This window comes from Lysobacter sp. 05T417 (assembly GCF_056396405.1).
Window position 1 is genome coordinate 321,889 of the sequence record NZ_JBFTLK010000004.1, and the last position, 22,202, is coordinate 344,090.

The window sequence follows — 22,202 nt, forward strand, 5'->3', positions numbered from 1 at the left end:
GCCTGTTGCCAGTAGAATGGCCGCCTTGATCGCAGGGGCCGCCGCACCACGCCGCACATACGGATGTCAGACACGTTGCAAACCGGGTTCAGGGCACGACCCCCCATGGCTATGGGCACGCGCATGCGTGTATCGGCCGTGGTGGTTGCGCTTGCGATCCTGGCGGTAGCCGGCGTGGCCTGGGTCCGCAGCCACCGCACGGTCGGCGTCGACAGCGGGCTGGTGACGCTGGACGCGGTCGATGCGGCCCTGGTCGAGCGTTCCAACGGCGGCGACGTACCGCCGTCGCAGGCGATCACCGTGGCGCGCGTTGCCGCACACGTTCCGCAGATCCGCGTCGAGTTCGAGCGCAGCGACGATCTGTTCGCCTACATGCAGTCGCTGGAACCGGCCGTGCGCAGCGGCGATGCCGATGCGATGTGGATGGTGAGCCGCGTCTACGACTACTGCTCCGGCTATGCCATGGCGCCGACCGCGTACGCGCGCGACACCCAGGTGATCCGCGACATGGCCATGCGTGGCTCGCCGGCGATGGCGTCCGCGCGCGAGCGGGTCAGCCGCCGTTGCGCCCGCTTCGTGCCGCAGGACGATCTGTCGCCGCGCATGATCGTGGTCAAGCGCACTGAAGCGGCGCAGGCGGGCAGCATCGCCGCCGAGGCCTCGCTGATGGCGTCGGGCAAGCCGGTCAAGGAAGGCGAGGCGTATGCACGCGACCTCGTCCAGCGTGTGCAGGAATCGAAGGATCCCGACGCCTATTCGGCGCTTTCGCCGGGCATGGGGATTGCAGCCAGCGGACGCGTCGCGCTGTCCGACCAGGTCGCCGGCACCCAGTTCTCCGAACTGGCGTGGCAACTGGCGGCGTGCCGGATGGGTCTGGATTGCGGGCCGCAGAGTTCGCTGATGACCTCCTACTGCGCCAACGGCGGGATCTGCTCGACCGATCCCTCGCAGGATTTCCAGAGTTTCGTTTACGACGCCGCGATTCCGCGCCAGGGCGTCGATGTGGTCAATGCAATGGTCGACTCGCTGATGGGCGAGAAGAGGGCAAAAAAATGAAGAAGCTTCAATTCAGCGACAAGGCGCGCCGCTATTTCTGGGTGCTGCTGTTCGCCACGTATTCGGTTTCGGCAGCAGGCGTGGTGATCGATGTGCTCGGCGACGAGTACCGTCATCTGTCGCAGGTCTCCGTCACGACGGTCAAATCTTCCGAAGCGGTGCGCATGTCCGGCGCGGCCCAGGTCGCGGCGGTCTACCGGGCCAGCAGTGGCGCGCCGTTTTCGACCCTGCCGCCGGGGAGCACCTTCAAGGTGCTCTGGCCAGACGGCTCGAGCGAGTACGTGATGATCATCAGTCCGGCCTCGGCCGACGGCGTCAGTTCGATCCCCGGCAGTGCACAGCCGGCGAAGGCGGAACCGGGCGACGTCGAGGCGACTGCAGACGCGTCGCAGGTCGTGGGCGCGCGCTGAAGGTCCAGGTGGGTCCCGGCGTTCGCCGGGATGTGGTGCCACAGTTGATGCGATGACAGCTCACACTGCGGACAAAAGAACGGCGCCTTTCGGCGCCGTCTTCGTGTCAGTCAGCTTCATGTCAGCCAGCTTCATGTCACCTGGTACGACGCCGATCAAACGATCGACAGCGCCTTTTCCTTCTGTTCCTTCAGGCGCTTTTCCAGGTAGTGGATGTTCATTCCACCCTGCTGGAAACCGGCATCGGACATGATTCGCTGCTGCAGCGGCACGTTGGTCTTGATGCCGTCGACGACCATCTCGCTCAGCGCCACGCGCATGCGCGCGATCGCGGTCTCGCGGTCGGGGCCGTGCACGATCAGCTTGCCGATCATCGAGTCGTAGTTCGGCGGCACGCGATAGCCCTCGTAGATGTGGCTGTCGACGCGCACGCCCGGGCCGCCCGGTGCGTGGAAGTGCTGGATCAGGCCCGGGAACGGCATGAACGTCTCCGGATCCTCTGCGTTGATGCGGCATTCGATCGCATGGCCTTCCAGCACCACGTCGCTCTGCTTGATCGTGAGCTTGTGGCCGGCGGCGATGTTGAGCTGCTCGCGCACCAGGTCGATGCCGGTGACCATCTCGGTGACCGGATGCTCGACCTGGATGCGGGTGTTCATCTCGATGAAGTAGAAGCGGCCGTTCTCGTACAGGAACTCGAACGTGCCGGCGCCGCGGTAGCCGATGCGCAGGCAGGCCTCGACGCAGACCTTGCCGATCTCCGCGCGCTGCTCGGGCGTGATGCCCGGCGCCGGCGCTTCCTCGACCACCTTCTGGTGGCGGCGCTGCATCGAGCAGTCGCGTTCGCCCAGATGGATCGCCTGGCCCTGGCCGTCGGCGAGTACCTGGATCTCCACGTGGCGCGGATTCTCCAGGAACTTCTCCATGTAGACCATGTCGTTGCCGAACGCGGCCTTGGCCTCGGACTTCGTGGTCTGGATGGCCACCGTCAGGTGCGCCTCGGTGTGGACCACGCGCATGCCGCGGCCGCCGCCGCCACCGGCGGCCTTGACGATGATCGGGTAGCCGATCTCGCGCGCGATCTTGACGTTGGTCGCCGGGTCGTCGCCGAGCGGGCCACCGCTGCCGGGCACGCACGGCACGCCAGCGGCCTTCATCGCGCGGATTGCCTCGACCTTGTCGCCCATCAGGCGGATCGTGTCGGCCTTGGGCCCGATGAAGATGAAGCCCGACTGCTCCACGCGCTCGGCGAAGTCGGCGTTCTCCGACAGGAAGCCGTAGCCCGGGTGGATTGCCTGGGCGTCGGTCACCTCGGCAGCGGCAATGATCTGCGCCATGTTGAGGTAGCTGTCGGTCGACGGTGCCGGGCCGATGCAGACCGACTCGTCGGCCATCGCGACGTGCTTGAGGTTGCGGTCGACGGTGGAATGCACCGCGACCGTACGGATGCCCAGCGCGTGGCACGCGCGCAGGATGCGCAGCGCGATCTCACCGCGGTTGGCGATTACGACTTTATCGAGCATGGGCTGATCTCACCCGATGACGAACAGCGGCTGGTCGAACTCGATCGGCTGGCCGTTCTCGACCATCACCTTGAGCACGGTGCCGGCGACGTCGGCCTCGATCGGGTTGAACATCTTCATCGCTTCAATGATGCCGAGCGTGTCGCCGGCCTTGACCGCCTGGCCGACGCTGACGAATGCCGGCTTGTCCGGCGACGGCGAGCCGTAGAAGGTGCCGACCATCGGTGCGCGCACGATGTGGCCTTCGGGCAGGTCGGCGTGCGGCTTGGCGTGGCCGCCGGTGGCGGCCTCGGTCGGGCCCTGCATCGGCATCACCGGGGCGTGCGCGACCGGTGCGGCGTGCATGATCGGCGCGGCCGCGGCGACGCCACGCGGTGTGCGGGCGAGGCGGACGGACTCTTCGCCTTCCTTGATCTCGATCTCGGCGAGGTTGGACTCCTCGAGCAGGTCGATGAGTTTCTTGATTTTGCGCAGGTCCATGGTGGGCCTCAGGTAGTCAGGTGATGTTTCGTCCGGACAGGACGGTCGAACGTAAAGGGCTGTCGGGGCTGGCCGCGGCGCGGCTCAGCCCAGGCGCTTGAGTGCGGCGTCGAGGGCGTAGCGGTAACTGTCGGCTCCGAAGCCGCAGACCACGCCGACCGCGAGGTCGCTGAAGTAGCTGGTGTGGCGGAACGGTTCGCGCCGGTGTGGGTTGGACAGGTGCACTTCGAAGAAAGGGATGGCGACCGCCGCCAGCGCGTCGCGGATGGCCACGCTGGTGTGGGTGAAGGCGGCCGGGTTGATCAGGACCAGGGCCGTGCCGTCATCGCGGGCGGCCTGGATGCGATCGACCAGCACGTGCTCGGCGTTGGCCTGCAGGCTTTCGAAGGCGTGCCCGGCGGCCTCGGTGCGCTGGCGCAGGTCGCTGTCGATGTCGGCCAGGGTGGCATGGCCGTACACCTCCGGCTCGCGGCTGCCGAGCAGATTGAGGTTGGGGCCGTGCAGAACCAACAGCTTCGCCATGGCGGACCGTGACGCTCCTGACTAACAACTCTAAAGGCCGGCAGTGTGCGCGAAGCCGGGCGGGGAGTCCAGACGTTCGCTACCGTATCGGCGGAGTTCTCAGGATTTAAGCAGTTGTTTGAGTGGACGCTCTAATCTGCGACCCAGTCGTCGATTTCGCCGTGCGCAAACGGCCCGATCTTCTGCTTGAGCAGGCGCCCATCGGCGGAAATCAGCACCGTATAGGGCAAAACGCCCTTGGGATTGCCCAGTTGCACGCCGGCATCGCGCGGGCCGGCCTGGTCGAGGGCGATCGGGTAGCCGACCGGGATCCGCTGCAGGAAGGCCTGGACCGAGGCGGCATCATCCAGGGCGATGCCGACCACTTGCGTGCCGTTGGCGCCCTGGCTGGCGGCGAAGCGGTCCAGCTCCGGCATCTCCTCGATGCACGGCCCACACCAGCTCGCCCACAGGTTGATCAGGATCGGCCGGCCGGCATAGTCGGCCGGAAGGCGGAGCGGGCGGCCGTCGAGCCCGGGCAGCTGCAACGCGGGGATGGCCTCGCCACGACGGGCGACCGCCAGGCCGGCCGGTGGCGGCGGCGCGGTCGCTTCCATGGCCGTCTGCAGCGCGCGCTGGCCGACCTCTGTACGCAACAGCGGTCCCGGGCCGTTCGACCACAGCCCGGCGATGACGCCCAGGCCGCCGGCGGCGACCGCGACGAGCAGGATCCTCGTGGTGGCGCTCAATGCCATGAGAGTCGGGCCATCAGAGGCGGGCCATCACGGGCAGGCCATCACAGGCAGGCCATCACAGGCAGGCCATCAGCGGCTGGCCTTGCCGATTCGCTCGACGAACGGTCCGGCCTTCTCGAAGCCGAAAAGCCGCAGGTTGCGGCGTTCGGCGCCGTCGACGTAATAGAGCGTCGCCGGCGGGCCGACGATCCCCAGCTGCGTCATCAGCGCCTGGTCGACATCGTCATTGGCGGTGACGTCGGCCTTGAGCAGGACGAAGCCCGAGAGCGCCGACTGCACCGAGGCATCGGGGAAGGTGTACTTCTCCATTTCCTTGCACGACACGCACCAGTCGGCATAGAAGTCGAGCATCACCGGCTTGCCGGCGGCCTTGGCCGCAGCGACTTCGCGGTCGAGATCGGCCAGCGACTTGATCGTGCGGAACGGCAGTTCGGCCGCATGGGCTTCGCCGCCGCCGCGCAGGCCGGCGAGTGGCTGCAGCGGATCGCTGGAGCCGGCCATCGCACCGAGCAGCTGACCCGCGCCGACCATACCCAGCAGCAATGCAGCCGTCGATCCGAGCACGCGAATTGCAAAACCCTGCGTCGCCTTGAGCGCCACGGCGATGGTCGCCGCGGCCGCCAGCAGCAACACGCCCCACAGCGCCAGCGTCGCCGCGCCCGGCAGCACGCGCGACAGCATCCACACCGCCAGGCCAAGGAAGATGAAACCGAACACGCGCTGCACCGCGACCATCCACGGGCCGCTGGTGGGCAGACCCTTGCCGGCGGCAACGCCGAAGGCGAGCAGCGGCACGCCCATGCCCATCGCCAGCAGGAACAGCGCGGCGCCGCCGAACAACGGATCCTGGGTCTGGCCGATGTAGAGCACGCCGGCCGCCAGCGGCGGTGCCACGCATGGCCCGACGATCAGGGCCGACAGCGCGCCCATCACGGCAACACCGGCCCATGAGCCACCGCGTTGCTGGTCGCTCATCGAGCCGAGCCGGTTGCGAAGTCCGGCCGGCAACTGCAGTTCGTACAGGCCGAAGCTGGACAACGACAGCACCACGAACAGCAGCGCGAATGCGCCGATCACCCACGGATTCTGGAACGCGATCTGCAGGTTGGCGCCGACCAGGCCGGCGACCACGCCGGCGACGGTGAACACCAGCGCGCTGGACAGCACGTAGACGAACGACAACGCGAATGCGCGGCGCGCGCCCAGGCCCGGGCCATGGCCGGCGATCAGGCCCGACAGGATCGGGATCATCGGCAGCACGCAGGGCGTGAACGAAAGCAGCAGGCCAAAGCCGAAGAAGCTCGCCAGTGCCCACCAGCGGTTCGGCCCGGCGAGCGAGGCCGCAAGGCGGCTGTCCTCGGCCAGGTCAGAAGCGGGCGCGACAGCAGCGCCGCCGCTTTGCTCGCTCCCCTTCAAGGTGAGGGCCGGGGAGGGGATGGGTTGCCGGTCAGCCGCCGCCGCCGCAACCGCCCCCACCGCAACCACCCCCGCCGGCAACGCAACCTCCACCGTCCGCGTCATCGGCGGATAGCAGATGCCGTCGGTCTGGCATCCCTGGAAGCCGGCCGTGAGCCGCACCGTCGCCGCATCGGCCTTGCTGCGCGTCAGTGCGACCGGCAACTCGACCTGGTCGAAATAGACGATGACGTTGCCGAAGTGTTCGTCGCGATGAGCCACGCCCTGCGGCCAGCGCGGGCTGCCCAGCGCAATGCCGGCCTTGCCCGCGGCCTCGTCGAGACGCAGCGTGGTCTTGTCGCGATACAGGTAATAGCCCCGCGCCGGCGTGAAGCGCAGCAGCAGGGTGTTGCCGTCGCCGGCGATCGCCTCGAAACCGAATGCCTGTTCCGGCGGCAGCGGCAGCGCATCGGCAGCGCCGCTGCCAGCCACCAGGCCACCGCCAAGCGCGGCGCCACCGCGCGCCGGACCGAAGGCGACGACGGGTTCGCCGGAAGCGGCGGCGTTGGCCGTTGGCAGTGTCACGGTCAGGTTGCGCGTCTGCGGCGGATAGCAGATGCCGACGTCCGCGCAGCCCTGGTAGCGGATCTTCAGCGTGACCTGGCCAGGTCTGGCGCCGCCCGTGCCCGCGGTGCCTGGGAGCACCGCCGTGAGCGCCTGCCGGTAGGTCTCCACGCGCCCGAAGAACTCGTCCTGATGGGCTTTGCCAGGCGGCAGCTGCAACGGCTGCGCGGCAAAGGCCGCGTCGGCCTGCACGGCGATGCGGTGCTTGTAGAGGTAGTAACCGTCGGCGATATGCCAGCGGATCTCGATGCGGTCGGCGCTGGGTGCTTCGGCGCGCAGCGCGAAGGCCTCGTCGACCGGCAGCAGGTCGTCGGGGTTGATCGCGGCAAATGCCGGCGCCGTCGTCAGCGCGGAGGCGACCAGGAAGGTCTTCAGCAGCGCGGCGCGCAGTCGTGGTCGCAGTCGAATCGATTCAGTCATGTTCACGGGTCTGTTCGGCCACCCACTGCAGGTAGGGGGCAAGGCCGCCAACGGCTTCGACCGCGACCGCCTCGGGCAGTTCATAGCGGGTCGGCGCAGGTGCTGAGGACCAGCCGTACGGGCGATGCGGGGGGCAGGGTCATGAGGGGCGCAAGTGTAGCTGCCGCCTCCGGGGTGGGCGAATGACCCGGTGCAACGGCCTGTGTTGCCCAATGCGCCGGTGGATGCCGTAGGCTGCCGGCGCCGGCACCCGTCCGGCCGCGCCGGAGGAGGTTCGATGTCCCATCGCCACTGCCCACGCCTGCTGCCGACCGTCCCGGTCGCGTTGTTGTTCGCGCTCGCCTGTGCCGCCCCGGTCATGGCTGCAGCCCAGCCGGCCTACGGCATCCGCGTGCATGCGGCCTGCCAGCTGGTCGATGCCGCGGCGCCGCGGGTGCTGGCCGACCTCAGCTGCGAAAACGCGATGACTTGCTGGAGCGAGCCGGAGACGATGAGCCTGCTGGACGCAGCCAGCGCCGAAGGCGTCGCCTCGGCGCCGGGCCAGCTGCTGTACGTCGATGCCAGCGGCAACCCGCTGGCCGAGCCGCCCATGCAGGGGACCATCCGCGCGGTCTGGGCAGCCACGATCAGTGCGCCGCCGCTGCCCAGGCGCCTGCAACTGGCGATCGACGGCGCCGCCGCAACCGCCCCGTTCGAACCGGCCGGCGACTGCTCGGCGCTGCCGCCGGCTGTGGTGAAACGGCTCGGCGGCGGCTGAGCCGCTACGGCGCCGGTGCCCGCCCGCGACCGCGCCCGGTTCGCAACTGCGCCAGTTGTTCGACCACCTCCACCAGTGGCGCCTTCGAGCGGGTTGGTGCTTCGCGGAAGGCCGCCAGCAACCGCAGCTCGAGCGGATCATCGACCAGCAGCGCGTCGGCAGCGGCGACCGAATCCAGGGCGGTATCTGCCGACAGCCCCATGGTTCCGCGCCCGGTAGCCAGCCACTCGAACTGCACGCCGGTGACCAGCGCGATCTCGCGGAGGTGGGCCACGCTCGGGTACTTGCCCCGCGCCGCCTCCCAGTGCCCCACCGCGCTGCGCTGCACGCCCACGGCGGCCCCCAGGGCGGCCTGCGAAAGCCCGCAATGACGGCGGGCGAGTCGAATGCGCTGTTGCGGAGTCATGTCGGATTGCTACCGTTATTCACGTAGTGAACAAAATTCACCCATTGCTGTGTCCAATGGGTAGCGCAGTGCGTCAATACCTGCAGCGGAGACCAACGATTTCAAGCTTTTCCGGAACGTCACGCTACCAGAATTCAACACACCGACGCTGGCCGAACTGTGCCGAAGCGCAGAGTATTGAGCCCTGCCGACAAGGGCGTTGGTAGTGACAAGGCGTCGGTTCGGGGCCGTGCGCAGGACGCGACGAGCACAGGACAGCCACCTCCGTACCAGAAAGAGCGCGTCCCTTCGGGGCCGCGCTCTTTCCTTTTGTGGCCGGGTCCCACCCCAGGCTCGGGCCTCAAACGCATGAGCCCCTTGAAAGCCCTCCGCGCGGACCCAATCTCCCCCGCTGTCCCGGTTCGCCGGGTTTCTTCGTCCCTGACATTGGCACTCATCAGGGTCGACTGCTAAAATTCGATCACTTTTCCCGTTCGTTCAACAACTTACGTACATCCCTCGGAGATTTGTCGCGATGAATATCAAGCCGCTCTACGACCGCGTGGTCATCAAGCGCATGGAAGAAGAAAAGATGTCCGCTGGCGGCATCGTGATTCCGGACTCGGCCACCGAGAAGCCGATCAAGGGTGAAGTCGTCGCCGTCGGCGCCGGCAAGGTCCTCGACAACGGCACCGTCCGCCCGACCTCGGTGAAGGTTGGCGACAAGGTCCTGTTCGGCAAGTACAGCGGCACCGAAGTGAAGCTCGACGGCACCGAATACCTGGTGGTCAAGGAAGACGACATCTTCGCGGTGCTCGCCTGAGAGCCACTGCGGGAATCGGGAAACGGGAACGTAGCGCATCGCGCACTTCCCCCTCCCACCCCATTCCCGTCGCGAACCTTTCGTTCCCAATTCCCAATTCCCAATTCCCGCTTTTGAGGTAATAGAAAATGGCTGCCAAGGAAATTCGTTTCGGTGAGGACGCGCGCGTCAAGATGCTGCGCGGCGTCAATGTGCTCGCCAATGCCGTCAAGGCCACGCTCGGCCCGAAGGGTCGCAACGTCGTGCTCGAGAAGAGCTTCGGCGCCCCGACCATCACCAAGGACGGCGTCTCCGTCGCCAAGGAAATCGAGCTTGCCGACAAGTTCGAGAACATGGGCGCGCAGATGGTGAAGGAAGTCGCTTCCAAGACCTCCGACAACGCCGGTGACGGCACCACCACCGCCACCGTCCTCGCCCAGGCGCTGATCCGCGAAGGCATGAAGGCCGTCGCTGCCGGCATGAACCCGATGGACCTCAAGCGCGGTATCGACAAGGCCGTCGTCGCTGCTGTCGACGAGCTCAAGAAGATCTCCAAGCCGTCCTCGACCAACAAGGAAATCGCCCAGGTCGGTACGATCTCGGCCAACTCCGACGCCAACATCGGCGACCTGATCGCCCAGGCGATGGACAAGGTTGGCAAGGAAGGCGTGATCACCGTTGAAGACGGTTCGGGCCTGGAGAACGAGCTCGACGTCGTCGAGGGCATGCAGTTCGACCGCGGCTACCTGTCGCCGTACTTCATCAACAACCAGCAGTCGATGCAGGCCGAACTGGATGATCCGTTCATCCTGCTGTACGACAAGAAGATCTCCAACGTGCGCGACCTGCTGCCCGTCCTCGAGGGCGTGGCCAAGGCCGGCAAGCCGCTGCTGATCGTCGCCGAGGAAGTCGAAGGCGAAGCGCTGGCGACCCTGGTGGTCAACACCATCCGCGGCATCGTCAAGGTCTGCGCCGTCAAGGCGCCGGGCTTCGGCGACCGTCGCAAGGCGATGCTGGAAGACATGGCCGTCCTCACCGGCGGCACCGTGATCTCCGAGGAAGTCGGCCTGCAGCTCGAGAAGGCCACGATCAAGGATCTGGGCCGCGCGAAGAAGGTGCAGGTCTCCAAGGAGAACACCACCATCATCGACGGCGCCGGCGAAGCCGACGGCATCCAGTCGCGCATCAAGCAGATCAAGGCGCAGATCGAGGAGACCTCTTCCGACTACGACCGCGAGAAGCTGCAGGAGCGCGTGGCCAAGCTGGCCGGCGGCGTTGCGGTGATCAAGGTCGGCGCTTCGACCGAGATCGAGATGAAGGAAAAGAAGGCACGCGTCGAAGACGCCCTGCACGCCACGCGTGCTGCCGTTGAAGAGGGCATCGTCCCGGGCGGCGGCGTTGCACTGCTGCGCGCCAAGGCTGCGATCGCCAACCTCAAGGGTGCCAACGAAGACCAGAACCACGGCATCCAGATCGCCCTGCGCGCGATGGAAGCGCCGCTGCGCGAGATCGTCACCAACGCCGGTGAAGAGCCGTCGGTCATCGTCAACAAGGTCGCCGAGGGCAAGGGCAGCTTCGGCTACAACGCCGCCAACGGCGAGTTCGGCGACATGATCGAGCTGGGCATCCTGGACCCGACCAAGGTCACCCGCACCGCGCTGCAGAACGCAGCGTCCATCGCCGGCCTGATGATCACGACTGAAGCCATGGTCGCCGAGCTGCCGAAGAAGGACGAGCCGGCGATGCCGGGCGGCGGCATGGGCGGCATGGGCGGCATGGACTTCTGATCCAGCCTCCAGCGCTGATGTAGCGATACCAAAGCAACACGAAAAGCCCCGCAGCGATGCGGGGCTTTTTTTGTGCGCTACCGCAATTCCGCTATTCGCTTTTGGATGGCAATTTCCATGCCACCCAGATGCGCCCATTCACTGGCCGACGCACCACTGCTTGCGCGTTTGACTCCTTGCGCTATCGCTCGAGCCCCGGGCACGGCGTGAAGCCATTGTGAAGACCGGCGCAGTCATGTTGCTGCACCGGGGCAGGTGCGTTTTCTTGTTGCATTGCCGCGCGCGGAGACTGCCAATTTCAGGCAACAATGGCACCACAGGGGGCTGTTCCATTTTGCGTCATCACCTACTTTGAAGAAGGGGATTCGCAGTGAAGAAGCCAACCGTACTTGTAGTTACGGCGATTGCCAGCGCCTGCATGGCCGCCCTCGCCGCGCCGGTGTCGACGGCGCTGAAACAGGTATTTCCCGACGATCCCCCCGCTCAGCCCGAGGCCGGACCGCCCAAGGATGAAAGCCCGCAACGCTGGTTCGTGGAACTCAGCGCTTCACCCAAGGCAGACGGCGGCTCGGCGGCATCGCTGGATGCAGAGAAGAAAGCCTTCCGCGACGGCGCGCGCGCCGCGGGCGTGAGGTACCGCGAGAACTTCGCCTACGACGATCTGTTCAACGGTCTGTCGCTGACGGTCACGCGCAGCCAGCTGAGCACGGTCGCGCGCCTGCCCGGCGTCAAGGCGATCTATCCGGTCGAGGTCATGCAGATGCCCGATCCGGAAACCAACCCGCATCCGGACCTGATCACCGCGCTGACGATGACCGGCGCCGACATCGCCCAGAACGAGCTCGGCCTCGACGGCCGCGGCATCCGCGTGGCGGTGATGGATACCGGCATCGACATCGACCATCCCGACCTGGGTGGCAATGGCACCAACCACAGCACGCCGTTCCCGACCCCGCGCGTGATCAAGGGTTGGGACTTTGTCGGCGACGCGTTCAACGCCGATCCGGATTCGCCGACCTACAACCCGGTCGCAACGCCGGACAGCAACCCCGACGACTGCAACGGCCATGGCACGCACGTGTCGGGCATCATCGGTGCCAACGGCGCGGTGAAGGGCGTTGCGCCGAAGGTGAAGTTCGGCGCCTATCGCGTCTTCGGCTGCGAAGGCTCGACCACCGCCGACATCATGATCGCGGCCATGGAACGCGCGGACCACGATGGCATGGACGTGCTCAACATGAGCATCGGCTCGACCTACCAGTGGCCGGACTACCCGACCGCGAAGGCGGCATCGCGACTGGTCAACAAGGGCATCGTGGTCGTTGCCTCCGCCGGCAACAGCGGCGCCACCGGCATGTATTCCACGGGTGCCCCGAGCACCGGCGACAAGGTCATCAGTGTGGCCTCGTTCGACAACATCTCGGCGCGCCAGCGTTACTTCACCGCATCGCCTGACAACCTGAAGGTCGGTTTCAACCCGGCCACCGGTTCGCCGAATGCACCGGTGTCCGGCAGTCTGCCGCTGGGTCGCGTCGGCACCGCGGCCAGCGTCGATGCGGCTTGCCTCGCGCTTCCCGCCGGCAGCCTTACCGGCCAGGCAGTGCTGATCCGTCGCGGTGGCTGCACGTTCTACATCAAGGCCATCAATGCGCAGAACGCAGGCGCCGCTGCGGTCGTGATCTACGACAACGTCTCCGCCGCACCGTTGAACCCGACCGTGGCCGGCGTACCGTCGGTGAACATCCCGACCGTGGGCACGACCAAGGCCTTTGGCGACCTGCTCGATGGTCGCGTTGCCGGTGGACCGGTGCAGCTGACCTGGAGCGGCGATACCGACTCGTTCCCGAACGTGGCCGGTGGCCTGATTTCCAGCTTCAGCGCCTATGGCCTGTCGCCGGACCTGCAGCTCAAGCCGGACATCGGTGCGCCGGGCGGTTCGATCTGGTCGACCTATCCGCTGGAAAGTGGCGGCTACGCATCGATCAGCGGCACGTCGATGGCATCGCCGCACGTGGCCGGTGCTGCGGCGTTGTTGCTGCAGTCGGCGCCGGACACCAACCCGCAGGCTGTCGCCAGGATCCTGCAGAACTCCGCCGTGCCCAAGGCCTGGTCGCTCGCTCCGACCGCCGGCTACCTCGACAACGTGCACCGTCAGGGTGCGGGCATGCTGCGCATCGACGATGCTGTGACGGCAGCAGTGCGCATCAACCCCGGCAAGCTGTCGCTGGGTGAAGGTGCCAGCGGTGCGACCACGCAGGCGATCACGCTGAAGAACACCGGCAAGACGACGGTGACCTACACGCTGTCGTATGAGAACGCACTGACCACAGGGCCCAACACGTTCACGCCGAGCTTCTTCGAAGGCGATGCCGGAGTGACCTTCTACGCGTCGACGGTGACGCTGACGAAGAAGCAGAGCGTGACCATCCCGGTGACGATCGCACCGCCGGCCGAGCCGGTGGGTGGCCAGTACGGCGGCTACCTGGTGTTCACACCGAACGATGGCAGCCCGACGCTGCGTGTGCCGTTTGCCGGCTACATCGGCGATTACCAGCTGCGTCAGGTGCTGGTGCCGACCGTCAATGGCTTCCCGTGGCTGGCCAAGCTGTCGGGTGGGTTCTTCAACAACCAGCCGGCCGGTGCGACCTACTCGATGGTTGGCGACGACATCCCGTTCTTCCTGGTCCACCACGATCACCAGGCGCGCGAGATGCGGCTTGATGTCTACGAGGCCGGCTCGGGCAAGCTCTGGTACACCGCGTACAAGGAAGAGTTCCTGGGCCGCAATTCGACTTCGACCGGCTTCTTCGCCTATTCGTGGGATGGCGTCACCACGAAGAACAAGAACAAGCAGATCGTCGTGCCCAACGGCAGCTACATCCTGCGGCTGTATGTCCTCAAGGCCCTGGGTGATGAAAACAACCCGGCGCACTGGGAGCAGTGGCAGTCGCCGGTGGTGACCATCGCCCGTCCCTGATCCCCTGTTCAGGTACTGATGGCCAGCAGGCCCCGCCGCAAGGCGGGGCCTGTGTTTTTTGCACCTTCGTATGCAATTGCGCTGACAAATCCCTATTCAGGAAAAGGTGGGCTGGCTGGCTCAAAGCGGCTGTTTTCAGGGCTTTCTATACCCGTGAGTTCTTTTTTGCAGTGCAGCGTGCAAGGCCCTAACGGTTCCTTCACGATCGGCCCCGCATCCCGACGTGGGGGAGGGAGCAGGCCCGCAACCGGTTCGACCGGGGCGGGCTTTTTTATTGCCCGCTGTTTGGTGAGGCGTCTTTTTGCGGCCATGTGGTCGCGTGGTCGCGTGGTCGGTGGGGAGGGGGTGGGGTGCATTTCGCGAACCTCCGCTTCGCTCCGTTAATCGTTCACGAAATACACCCCACCCCCTCCTTCCCGAAGCTGCAGTTGTTTTGTTGCCTTCACGTGCAGGCGCTCATGCGCTGCCCGCGTGACGCAGCTGCGAGGGTGGGACTCGGGCTGCAGCGATCAAGGGCGGGGTCAGTGCCCTACTCATTCGCGCGCCCGCTCGGTGAGCTCGGGCCCGGACGCCCGCGAAAAGATCCGGTGGTTTTAGAACCATTGAGGAGCCACGTCGCTGGGTTCCCACCTTCGCGGGAATGACGGGGTTGGGGTGAGGGCCACCGAAGACCGGGAAATAACTAGCTGAAGCGCTGTCCGCCGGGTCGGGGATTGCGCAGCAGCGGGACATGGATGTCCCGCGCCCCGCATCGGACAAGGAAGTCCGATTAAGGGGCGGAGCAATCCCCGGCCCGGCGGACAGCGCCCCACCGCAGCCAGCAGCCCCGCACCGCACCGCACCGCACCGCACCGCACCGCACCGCACCGCAGCAGCAAGGCGTCCGCCAACGCCAATGCCAACGCCAACTCCGACCCCGCACACGTGCGTGCCATCATTCGGCGATGACCGATGTCGAACCCTTCGTCGCGCGCGCACTCGCCCGCCTTCGCGCTGCCGCCCCCGAGGCATGGCACAACGATCCCGAGCTTGATGCACGCCTGACCGCGCTGGCGCGCGCCAGCGACTTCGCCGTGGAGACCCTGCTGCGGCAGCCAGACCTGCTACTGCGACTGTCCGTCGATGCCGATGCACCGCCGGCACCGCCGCCGGAACTGCTGGCTGGCCAGCGCGAACAGTGGCCGGCACTGCTGCGCCGCTACCGCACGGCCGAATCGACGCGAATGATCTGGCGCGACGTCCTCGGCCTCGACGACGTCGATGCCACGCTCGCGGCAAGCACGCGCCTGGCCGAACAATGCCTGCAACTGGGCCTGGCCGCGATCGAAGAGGAATTCGCGCAGCGCCACGGCGTGATCCGCGACAGCGAGGGCCGCGCGCAACGACTCGTGGTGTTCGGGCTGGGCAAGCTCGGCGGCGAAGAACTGAATTTCAGTTCCGACGTCGACCTGGTCTATGCCTACGAACACGACGGCGGCGCATCGTCTCCAGGCAGCGACGGCCCGCGCCCGCTCGACGCCGAGCACTATTTCGCCCGCCTTGGCCAGCAACTGGCCAAGCTGCTCGACGAACCCACCGTCGACGGCTTCTGCCATCGCGTCGACCTGCGCCTGCGGCCGTACGGCAATGCCGGCCGCGTGGCGTGGTCATTCAACGCCATGGAACAGTACTTCCAGCGCGAAGGCCGCGACTGGGAACGCTACGCCTGGCAGAAGGCGCGCCCGGTGGCCGGCGACATCGAAGCCGGCGAACGCTTCCTCGAGAGCCTGCGGCCGTTCGTCTACCGCCGCTACCTCGACTTCGGCGCACTCGATGGACTGCGTGCGATGAAAGCGGCGATCAGTGCCGAAGTCGCGCGCAAGGAACTGGCCGACGACATCAAGCGCGGCCCGGGCGGCATCCGCGAGATCGAATTCCTCGTGCAGGCGCTGCAACTGATCTACGGCGGTCGCGAACCGGCACTGCGCGGCCGGCGCCTGTTGCCGGCGCTGCAGGCGCTGGTCGAGGCGCGACAGGTCAGCGAAGAGGCCGCCGCCCTGTTGGCGCAGGCCTATCGCTATCTGCGTCAGCTGGAAAACCGGTTGCAGATGTTGCGCGATGCGCAGACGCACGCCTTGCCGGAGGCAATCGAGGACCGCGCACGCATCGCCGCCGCGCTGGCCTACGCCGACTGGGACACCCTGCGCGACTCGCTGGACGTCCAGCGCGGCCGCGTCACGGCCGAGTTCGAAGCCCTGCTGGCGCCGCGCCGTCGCCGCAGCGCGCCCGATGCGCTGACCGCCTACTGGCGCGCGCTGCCCGACGGCGGCGATAGCGCGGTGCTTGGCGATGCCGGGTTCATCGAGGCCGGCAACGCCGACGGCGTCCTGCGCGATTTCGCGCGCAGCCCCGGCGTGCGGGGCCTGTCCGACAGTGCGCGCTCGCGTCTGGACCGGGTATTGCCGGCGCTGTTGCAGGCCGCTGCCGCCTCCAGCGAACCGATGCTCGCGCTGCGCCGCCTGCTGGCGCTGCTGCACAACGTACTGCGTCGCAGCGCTTACCTGGCGCTGCTCGACGAACAACCGGCGGCGCTGGCGCGGCTGGTCGAAGTGGTCGGACGCAGCGCGCTGCTGGCCGAACGCCTGGCGGCGCATCCGCTGCTGCTGGATGAACTGCTCGATGCGCGCGTGGCCGGTCCGCTGCCCGGGCGCGATGCATTGCACGCGGCCTGCTTCGCCGTGGCGCAAGGCGCGGACGACGACGCCGAAGCCGTGCTGCAGGCCCTCAACGAAGTGCGCCAGGCGCTGAGCTTCCGCATTGCGATGGCATTGCGCGATGGCCGCCAGCCGGCGGCGGAATGCGCACGCCAGCTCGCCTGGCTGGCCGACGGCGTGGTGATGCGGGTGTTGCACCTGGCCGACCACGAGGTCGCCAGTGCGCACGGTCGCGTCGCCGGCGCGCGATTTGCGGTGATCGGCTACGGGAGCCTGGGCGGCGAAGAGCTCGGCTTCGGCTCCGATCTCGACCTGGTGTTCCTCTACGAAGCGCCCGGTGGCGAGAGCGCGGCCTCCGACGGCGCGCACTCCGACGGCGCGCGCCCGCTGGAAGCGTCGCGCTGGTTTGCCCGGCTGGCGCAGAAGGTGGTCGCGCTGCTGGGTGCGGTCACCGGCGCCGGACGCCTGTTCGATGTCGACGTGCGCCTGCGGCCCGACGGCGCCAAGGGCCTGCTCGTGTCGAGCCTGGCCAGTTATCGCGACTACCAGCGCGAGCGTGCGTGGACGTGGGAACACCAGGCGCTGGTGCGCGCGCGATTCGTTGCCGGCGACGCCACGCTGGCTGCCGATTTCGAGGACGTGCGCGCGCAGACGCTGGCACGCACGCGGGACGCTGCGGCCCTGCGCGGCGATGTGGTGGCGATGCGGCGGCGCATGCGTGCCGAGCTTGACCGCAGCGACGCGGCCGCGTTCGATCTCAAGCAGGGCGAGGGTGGGCTGGTCGACCTGGAGTTCCTGCTGCAGTACGCGGTACTGGCCGAGTCGGAAGCGCATCGCGACTGGCTGCAGCCGCGCAGCACGCCGGAGCTGATCCGGGTCATGGGCAGCAGCGGCTGGTTCGGCGAAGCGGAAACCGATGCGCTGCTGCAGGCGCATGCGGTGCTGCTCGAAGCCGGCCTGGCCTGCACGCTCGATCGCCGCCCGCGGCGGTTGCCGGTGACCGACGCCATTGCCGATGCGCGCCGGGTCATCACCGAAGCGGCGGCGCAGCGCGGACTCACATTCGACGCCGGGCCGGCCGCGTTGTCGTAGATGCGGTCCGTCAGGCAGCTGCGCTACACGCGCAGCCGCGCCTGCACCTGCGCAGCCACACGCGCGGTTTCGCGCAACGGGTTCACCGGGAAAGCATCTGGCGCGGCGTCGAGCGTGCGGATGCGTCCACGTTCCAGCAGGCCGTCGAGGAAGCGTCGCGGCCGACCGTCGATACGCTCCAGCCCGGCGACGAACACCGGCGCCCACGTCGCCGCGGCCTCCGACAGCATGTTGACCGAGTCGGCCGTGCAGACGATCCGGTCGGCCCAGCCGAGCAGGCCGTGGTACGGGTTGGCGCCGTCTTCCTCGCCGCGCCATACCACCCCCGGCAGTGCCGACAGCCGCTCGCGCAGACCCTGGCGAACCCTCGCCGGCGTGCGTCGCGACGCCGTCGCCAGCAGGCTTCCGCCTTCGTCGCGCACGATCGCCTCGACGCGGGCGAGAACCTGTTCGTAGAGGGCGTCGTCGAACCGCGCACGCGCGCTCGCGCCGCCGAGCAGCAACGCGGTGCGCGGGCCGGGCAGGGCGGCGTAGCCGGCGAACTCCTGCCGCGCCGCCGCCAGCCAGAGGTCGTCGACCGGATGCAGGCTGCCCACCATCGCAATGACATTCTCGCCATACAGGCGGTCGTGTTCCGGCGCGACCACCAGGTCCCAATGCGTGGTGGCCACGCGTGGATCCAGGATCTGCACCGTGCGTGCGCCGCGCTCGCGCAGCAGGCGCGTGGCCAGCGCGGCCTGGCGCCCGCAGCCGATGGCCAACCGCGGCGGCGCGGCCAGCGCCTGGGCGAAGCCGGCGCCGAAGGCGCGCCCGGATCCCGGCCAGCGGCGCGGCGCCAGCCATTGCCAGGGTGCCTGCGGCGACAGCGACCACTCGCGGAACGGCTGCCCCAGCGCGCCCGCCAGCGCATCGGACTGGCGGCGATTGCCGGCCTTGCCGTCGCTGATCGACCAGACCGTGGTGCTGTCGGCGCCAGTCGCAACATTCATGGTGCTGGAACCTGGTTGTTGCACGATTGTGCTCAATCCGTTCTGGAAGCGTCGAGTGTTGCGATCGCGCCAGACTCTACACTTTCATTCCTCGGCCGCGGGCACTCCCGGCGGCTTCACATGGAGTACCTGATGTCGCACCCCTCCCACGCCGCGCTCGACGAGGCCACCCTCGACCGCCTGTTCCGCACCGCCCGCACGCACAACGAGCTTGCCGGCGAGGTCAGCGACGAAACCCTGCACCAGCTGTACGAGCTGGCCAAGTGGGGTCCGACCAGCGCCAACATGTCGCCGCTGCGGCTGGTGTTCGTGAAGTCGGCCGAAGCCAAGGCCCGGCTGGCGCCGGCCCTGGACGAGGGCAACCTGGCCAAGTCGATCGCCGCGCCGGTGACGGTGATCGTCGGCTTCGACATGGCCTTCTACGAAAAACTCCCCTATCTGTTCCCGCATGCCGACGCGCGCTCCTGGTTCGAAGGCCGGCCGGCACATGACCTGGAGGTCATCGCCCTGCGCAACGGCAGCCTGCAGGGCGCCTACGTGCTGATGGCGGCGCGGGCGCTGGGCCTGGATACCGGCCCGATGTCGGGCTTCAAGAACCATGTGGTCGACGAGACGTTCTTCGCCGGCACCCAGGTCAAGTCCAATTTCCTGATCAACCTCGGCCACGGCGACCCCGCCAAGCTGTTCCCGCGCTCGCCACGGCTTTCGTTCGACGAAGCCGCCCAGATTCTCTGAGCCTCGCTCCCATGAACTGCGCCGCACGCCCCATCCACAAGGAGATCCACACCATGTTCAAGCGCATTGCCCTGGTCGTCGCCCTCGCCGCCGCCAGTACCGTCGCCTTTGCCGCGCCGGTGACCTACAAGATCGACCCCAACCACACCGACGTGATCGCCAGCTGGAGCCACTTCGGTTTCTCCAACCCGATCGCTCATTTCGGCGAAGTCGATGGCTTCGTCACCTACGACCCCGACCACGTCGGCGCGTCGAAGGTCGAGGTGACCATTCCGATGTCGGGTCTGGAGGCGCACGTGTCGGACTTCAACGAGCACCTGCGCAGCGCCGATTTCTTCGACGCCGAGAAGTACCCGACCATCACCTTCAAGAGCACCAAGGTCGAAGCCGCGGGCAGCAACAAGCTGCGCGTGTTCGGTGACCTGACCCTGCACGGCGTGACCAAGCCGGTCGTGCTCGACACGACCATCAACAAGGTCGGCGAGAACCCGATCTCCAAGCGCGCCGCCGCCGGCTTCGACGCCACCACCACCATCAACCGCAGCGATTTCGGCATCGCCAAGTACGTGCCCAACGTCAGCGACGCGGTCACCATCCGCATCACCACCGAAGCCAACGTGCCCAAGCCCGACGCCAAGAAGTAAGCTTGGGCAATGATCATCGAACGCCCATCCAGTGCCCGTGGCCATGTCCGCACGGACTGGCTCGACAGCCGCCACACGTTTTCGTTCGGCGGCTATTACGACCCGGCCTGGATGGGCTTCGGACCGTTGCGGGTGATCAACGAAGACCGCGTCGATGCCGGCGCGGGTTTCCCGCCGCACCGCCACGCCAACATGGAAATCCTCAGCTACGTCATCTCCGGTGGCCTGGCGCACAAGGACAGTTCCGGTGGCGGTGGCCTCATCGGTCCGGGTGAGTTGCAGTGGATGAGCGCCGGCCACGGCGTGGAGCACAGCGAATACAACGGCTCGCCGACGCAGCCGGTGCACTTCCTGCAGATCTGGATCCAGCCCTCTCGGCTCAACCACGAGCCGGCCTACGCGCAGCGCGCGGCGGTCGTCGCCGATGCCCGCGGCTGGACCCTTCTGGCCGCGCCGGATGGCCGCGACGGAAGCGTGCCGCTGCGCCAGGATGCGATCGTGCGCGACGTGCGCCTGGACCAGGGCGAGGCCGCCGAGCACGTGCTCGACCCGGCCCGCCTGTACTGGCTGCAGGTGGTGCAGGGCACGGTCAGCGCCAACGGCCGCGAGTTGCAGGCCGGTGACGCGCTCGGTTTCCAGGACGAATCGGGCCCGTTGCGACTGCACGGAGGCGGCCAGGGCCGCGCCGACGTGCTGTTGTTCGACCTGGGCCACTGACGCCGTCCGAGGCTACAGTTGGCGATCAGGGGGAGGGTGAGGGTGTCGGCAGGCTGCTAAACTAGCCGTCCCGCGTCGCCACCTGTCCAGTCCCATGACCGCAGCCACCGCCCATCCGACCCAGGCCAATGCCGAGCTGCGCTATGTCGTGCATCGCAGCGACCTGCCGCTGAGCTGCCCGCTGCCGTCGATGGGCCTGTGGAACTCGCACCCGCGCGTCTACCTGCCAGTCGAGGCCGAGGGCGAGGTGCAGTGCCCGTACTGCGGCTCGCATTTCGTCCTGGAAGACTGACGACGCCGGCTCGCCGCCATTCCTCCGGGCATGCGCCGCCTGACCGTCGTCCAACTGCTGCCCGCGCTTGAATCCGGCGGCGTCGAACGTTCCACCCTCGAAATTGCCCAGGCCCTGGTCGCGGCCGGACATCGCGCGATCGTCGTCTCTGCCGGTGGCCGTCTGGTGCCCCGGTTGCAGGCGCTCGGCGCCGAGCACGTCACCCTCGATATCGGTCGCAAGTCGCTGCTGACGTTGCGCCATGTCCGCACGCTGCGCGCGCTGCTGCTGCGCGAGGGCGCCGACGTGGTGCATGCACGTTCGCGCCTGCCGGCCTGGATCGGCGTGCTGGCGCTGCGTGGCATCGATGCCGCGCGGCGGCCGCACCTGGTGACCACCGTCCACGGCCTCAATTCGCCATCGCGCTACAGCGCGGTGATGACGCGCGGCGAGCGCGTGATCTGCGTATCGCAGACCGTGCGCGACTACGTGCTCCGGCATTATTCCGACACCGACGCCGCCAAGCTTCGCGTCATCGAACGCGGCATCGACCCGACCCAGTTTCCACGCGCACCGCTGCCCGATGCGGCGGCGCGCGCATGGGCCGCGTCCCTGCATCCGGCGCTGGGCGGCAATGGACCGCTGCTGCTGCTGCCCGGTCGCGGCACGCGCCTGAAGGGCCACGCCGATGCGCTGGAACTGCTGGCGCGCCTGCGCGGCGATGGCCTGGATGCGCGACTGTGGTTGCCGGGTGCGCGCGAGGCAGGGCGCGAGGCCTACGTCGCCGAGCTCGAGGCCGATGCACGTGCGCGCGGCATCGACGCCGCGGTCGCCTTCACCGCCCCGACCGATGCCATTGCCCGTGCGTACGCCGCCAGCGACCTGGTGCTGCAGCTGTCGCGCAAACCCGAGTCATTCGGACGCACCGTGCTGGAGGCGCTGTCGGTGGGTCGTCCGCTGCTGGGCTGGGGCCATGGCGGCGTCGGCGAACTGCTTGCGCGCTGGCAGCCCGATGGCGCGGTGACACCGTTCGACCAGGGTGCGCTGCATCACAGAGCCCACGAACTTCTTACGCATCCGTCCGCGCCAACGGCTAGGATTCCCGATTCCTTGCGCGCGATGCAGGAGGCCACGCTTGCCGTCTACGCCGAGTTCGCCGATGAACCCAGCCGCCGCTGACCACGCTGTC

The 22,202-nt window shown here is 67.7% G+C and carries 19 protein-coding genes; 12 read left to right on the plus strand and 7 right to left on the minus strand.

What is annotated here, in order from left to right; all coding sequences use genetic code 11:
* The first annotated feature begins 123 nt into the window (after positions 1-123).
* Positions 124-1,056, plus strand: a complete 933-nt coding sequence (locus AC1DER_RS09300; RefSeq protein WP_477247607.1) for a hypothetical protein — start codon at positions 124-126, stop codon at positions 1,054-1,056.
* Entirely contained in the window at positions 1,053-1,466 is a 414-nt protein-coding gene (locus tag AC1DER_RS09305; protein ID WP_441816611.1) for a hypothetical protein, read from the plus strand. Before AC1DER_RS09300 ends, AC1DER_RS09305 begins: the two co-directional genes overlap by 4 nt.
* 155 nt (positions 1,467-1,621) lie before the next feature.
* Here the strand turns inward: AC1DER_RS09305 and accC are convergent, their stop codons facing one another.
* The 5 genes from accC to AC1DER_RS09330 all read right to left on the minus strand — a co-directional run bounded on the left by accC (position 1,622) and on the right by AC1DER_RS09330 (position 7,164).
* Positions 1,622-2,989, minus strand: a complete 1,368-nt coding sequence (accC, locus tag AC1DER_RS09310; protein WP_477247610.1) for an acetyl-CoA carboxylase biotin carboxylase subunit — start codon at positions 2,987-2,989, stop codon at positions 1,622-1,624.
* 9 nt (positions 2,990-2,998) lie between these two features.
* Positions 2,999-3,469, minus strand: a complete 471-nt coding sequence (accB, locus tag AC1DER_RS09315; protein WP_477247612.1) for an acetyl-CoA carboxylase biotin carboxyl carrier protein — start codon at positions 3,467-3,469, stop codon at positions 2,999-3,001.
* 84 nt (positions 3,470-3,553) lie between these two features.
* Complete coding sequence (gene aroQ, locus AC1DER_RS09320; protein ID WP_441816614.1) at positions 3,554-3,991, minus strand: type II 3-dehydroquinate dehydratase; 438 nt, start codon at positions 3,989-3,991, stop codon at positions 3,554-3,556.
* A gap of 131 nt (positions 3,992-4,122) precedes the next feature.
* Complete coding sequence (locus AC1DER_RS09325; RefSeq protein ID WP_477247615.1) at positions 4,123-4,719, minus strand: TlpA family protein disulfide reductase; 597 nt, start codon at positions 4,717-4,719, stop codon at positions 4,123-4,125.
* Between the two features lie 75 nt (positions 4,720-4,794).
* The gene (locus AC1DER_RS09330; RefSeq protein ID WP_477247617.1) at positions 4,795-7,164 is read right to left on the minus strand and encodes a protein-disulfide reductase DsbD; all 2,370 of its coding nucleotides are present in this window, start codon (positions 7,162-7,164) and stop codon (positions 4,795-4,797) included.
* Between the two features lie 277 nt (positions 7,165-7,441).
* On the opposite strand from AC1DER_RS09330, the gene AC1DER_RS09335 reads away from it, so the two are divergent.
* Complete coding sequence (locus AC1DER_RS09335; RefSeq protein ID WP_477247619.1) at positions 7,442-7,921, plus strand: hypothetical protein; 480 nt, start codon at positions 7,442-7,444, stop codon at positions 7,919-7,921.
* Positions 7,922-7,925: 4 nt separating this feature from the next.
* Here the strand turns inward: AC1DER_RS09335 and AC1DER_RS09340 are convergent, their stop codons facing one another.
* Complete coding sequence (locus AC1DER_RS09340; RefSeq protein ID WP_441816619.1) at positions 7,926-8,327, minus strand: helix-turn-helix transcriptional regulator; 402 nt, start codon at positions 8,325-8,327, stop codon at positions 7,926-7,928.
* A gap of 514 nt (positions 8,328-8,841) precedes the next feature.
* Between AC1DER_RS09340 and groES the strand changes: the two genes are divergently transcribed.
* The 4 genes from groES (at position 8,842) to glnE (ending at position 17,657) form a co-directional block, all read left to right on the plus strand.
* Positions 8,842-9,129: a co-chaperone GroES gene (groES, locus tag AC1DER_RS09345; RefSeq protein WP_477247621.1), complete on the plus strand. Its 288-nt coding sequence runs from the start codon at positions 8,842-8,844 to the stop codon at positions 9,127-9,129.
* Between the two features lie 128 nt (positions 9,130-9,257).
* Complete coding sequence (groL, locus tag AC1DER_RS09350) at positions 9,258-10,895, plus strand: chaperonin GroEL (RefSeq protein WP_477357894.1); 1,638 nt, start codon at positions 9,258-9,260, stop codon at positions 10,893-10,895.
* 370 nt (positions 10,896-11,265) lie between these two features.
* Complete coding sequence (locus AC1DER_RS09355) at positions 11,266-13,872, plus strand: S8 family peptidase (protein WP_477247625.1); 2,607 nt, start codon at positions 11,266-11,268, stop codon at positions 13,870-13,872.
* Positions 13,873-14,816: 944 nt separating this feature from the next.
* A complete protein-coding gene (glnE, locus tag AC1DER_RS09360) occupies positions 14,817-17,657 on the plus strand; it encodes a bifunctional [glutamate--ammonia ligase]-adenylyl-L-tyrosine phosphorylase/[glutamate--ammonia-ligase] adenylyltransferase (RefSeq protein WP_477248536.1) in 2,841 nt (946 codons plus the stop codon).
* Positions 17,658-17,680: 23 nt separating this feature from the next.
* Here glnE and AC1DER_RS09365 read toward each other — a convergent pair whose 3' ends face one another.
* Entirely contained in the window at positions 17,681-18,646 is a 966-nt protein-coding gene (locus AC1DER_RS09365; RefSeq protein ID WP_477357897.1) for a mitochondrial fission ELM1 family protein, read from the minus strand.
* Between the two features lie 132 nt (positions 18,647-18,778).
* Here AC1DER_RS09365 and AC1DER_RS09370 point away from each other — a divergent pair, with 132 nt between their 5' ends.
* The 5 genes from AC1DER_RS09370 (at position 18,779) to AC1DER_RS09390 (ending at position 22,192) form a co-directional block, all read left to right on the plus strand.
* Positions 18,779-19,381: a malonic semialdehyde reductase gene (locus AC1DER_RS09370; RefSeq protein WP_441816625.1), complete on the plus strand. Its 603-nt coding sequence runs from the start codon at positions 18,779-18,781 to the stop codon at positions 19,379-19,381.
* A 53-nt stretch (positions 19,382-19,434) separates the two neighbouring features.
* Positions 19,435-20,025 carry a YceI family protein gene (locus tag AC1DER_RS09375; RefSeq protein WP_441816626.1) on the plus strand — a complete coding sequence of 197 codons (591 nt, stop codon included), beginning with the start codon at positions 19,435-19,437 and terminating at the stop codon, positions 20,023-20,025.
* 9 nt (positions 20,026-20,034) lie between these two features.
* Complete coding sequence (locus AC1DER_RS09380) at positions 20,035-20,742, plus strand: pirin family protein (RefSeq protein WP_477246524.1); 708 nt, start codon at positions 20,035-20,037, stop codon at positions 20,740-20,742.
* Positions 20,743-20,836: 94 nt separating this feature from the next.
* Positions 20,837-21,034, plus strand: a complete 198-nt coding sequence (locus AC1DER_RS09385) for a zinc-finger domain-containing protein (RefSeq protein WP_441816628.1) — start codon at positions 20,837-20,839, stop codon at positions 21,032-21,034.
* Positions 21,035-21,064: 30 nt separating this feature from the next.
* Complete coding sequence (locus AC1DER_RS09390; protein WP_477246526.1) at positions 21,065-22,192, plus strand: glycosyltransferase; 1,128 nt, start codon at positions 21,065-21,067, stop codon at positions 22,190-22,192.
* Positions 22,193-22,202 lie beyond the last annotated feature (10 nt).

Excerpts from the sequence above, each read along its gene's own strand:
- AC1DER_RS09300 (WP_477247607.1), top strand. The coding sequence starts at position 124 with ATGCGTGTATCGGCCGTGGTGGTTGCGCTTGCGATCCTGGCGGTAGCC.
- AC1DER_RS09305 (WP_441816611.1), top strand. The coding sequence starts at position 1,053 with ATGAAGAAGCTTCAATTCAGCGACAAGGCGCGCCGCTATTTCTGGGTG.
- accC (WP_477247610.1), bottom strand. The coding sequence starts at position 2,989 with ATGCTCGATAAAGTCGTAATCGCCAACCGCGGTGAGATCGCGCTGCGC.
- accB (WP_477247612.1), bottom strand. The coding sequence starts at position 3,469 with ATGGACCTGCGCAAAATCAAGAAACTCATCGACCTGCTCGAGGAGTCC.
- aroQ (WP_441816614.1), bottom strand. The coding sequence starts at position 3,991 with ATGGCGAAGCTGTTGGTTCTGCACGGCCCCAACCTCAATCTGCTCGGC.
- AC1DER_RS09330 (WP_477247617.1), bottom strand. The coding sequence starts at position 7,164 with ATGACTGAATCGATTCGACTGCGACCACGACTGCGCGCCGCGCTGCTG.
- AC1DER_RS09335 (WP_477247619.1), top strand. The coding sequence starts at position 7,442 with ATGTCCCATCGCCACTGCCCACGCCTGCTGCCGACCGTCCCGGTCGCG.
- AC1DER_RS09340 (WP_441816619.1), bottom strand. The coding sequence starts at position 8,327 with ATGACTCCGCAACAGCGCATTCGACTCGCCCGCCGTCATTGCGGGCTT.
- groES (WP_477247621.1), top strand. The coding sequence starts at position 8,842 with ATGAATATCAAGCCGCTCTACGACCGCGTGGTCATCAAGCGCATGGAA.
- groL (WP_477357894.1), top strand. The coding sequence starts at position 9,258 with ATGGCTGCCAAGGAAATTCGTTTCGGTGAGGACGCGCGCGTCAAGATG.
- glnE (WP_477248536.1), top strand. The coding sequence starts at position 14,817 with ATGACCGATGTCGAACCCTTCGTCGCGCGCGCACTCGCCCGCCTTCGC.
- AC1DER_RS09365 (WP_477357897.1), bottom strand. The coding sequence starts at position 18,646 with ATGAATGTTGCGACTGGCGCCGACAGCACCACGGTCTGGTCGATCAGC.
- AC1DER_RS09370 (WP_441816625.1), top strand. The coding sequence starts at position 18,779 with ATGTCGCACCCCTCCCACGCCGCGCTCGACGAGGCCACCCTCGACCGC.
- AC1DER_RS09375 (WP_441816626.1), top strand. The coding sequence starts at position 19,435 with ATGTTCAAGCGCATTGCCCTGGTCGTCGCCCTCGCCGCCGCCAGTACC.
- AC1DER_RS09380 (WP_477246524.1), top strand. The coding sequence starts at position 20,035 with ATGATCATCGAACGCCCATCCAGTGCCCGTGGCCATGTCCGCACGGAC.
- AC1DER_RS09385 (WP_441816628.1), top strand. The coding sequence starts at position 20,837 with ATGACCGCAGCCACCGCCCATCCGACCCAGGCCAATGCCGAGCTGCGC.
- AC1DER_RS09390 (WP_477246526.1), top strand. The coding sequence starts at position 21,065 with ATGCGCCGCCTGACCGTCGTCCAACTGCTGCCCGCGCTTGAATCCGGC.